Raw genomic sequence first — 532 nt, 5'->3', positions numbered from 1 at the left:
CCTGCACGCCGGCGTCCGCGCTCTGGAACTTGACCGCAAAGACCTTCTCGTTGCGCACCAGCAGGATGCCGAACACCGGCACCAGCGAGAGCACCGCGCCCAGCGCGATGATGGTCGCCGCGAGCCCGGCCTCGGCGAAGGCGCGGTTGAAGGTCACGCTGTCGGTGCCGATCAGCGAGATCAGCACGACATCGGGCTTCGCCGCACGGATCCGCTCCAGCTGCGCCGCGTGATCGTCCTCGCCGACCGGCACGAACTCCTCGCCGACCACCGTGCCGCCGGTCTCCTTGATGTAGCGCTTCACCGCGCGGTGCGATTGCCACGGCCAGACATAATCGCTGCCGATCAGGTACCAGCGCGCGGCGCGCTTGGTCTCGGCGAGCCAATGGATCGACGGCCGGCTCTGCCAGCGCGGCGTCTCGCCGATCGCAATCACGCCCGGCGTCCGTTCGCCGCCCTCATAGACCGGCGTGTAGATGTAGGGGATCTTGCTGCGGGTGATGAGGTTACGCAGTGCGAGGCGCACCGCGCT

The 532-nt window shown here is 68.4% G+C and carries 1 protein-coding gene; it reads right to left on the bottom strand.

Annotated elements, in window-relative coordinates; all coding sequences use genetic code 11:
- Positions 1-532, bottom strand: a 532-nt coding sequence (locus RX972_RS29210; RefSeq protein ID WP_316880782.1) for an ABC transporter substrate-binding protein, incomplete at both ends; no start/stop codon positions are given.

The sequence above is a fragment of the Pseudomonas syringae group sp. J309-1 genome (assembly GCF_032582135.1).
Taxonomy (GTDB): Bacteria; Pseudomonadota; Gammaproteobacteria; order Pseudomonadales; family Pseudomonadaceae; genus Aquipseudomonas; species Aquipseudomonas quasicaspiana.
The sequence above is the reverse complement of the archived record's forward strand: the minus strand, read 5'-3'. Positions and strand labels throughout refer to the sequence as shown.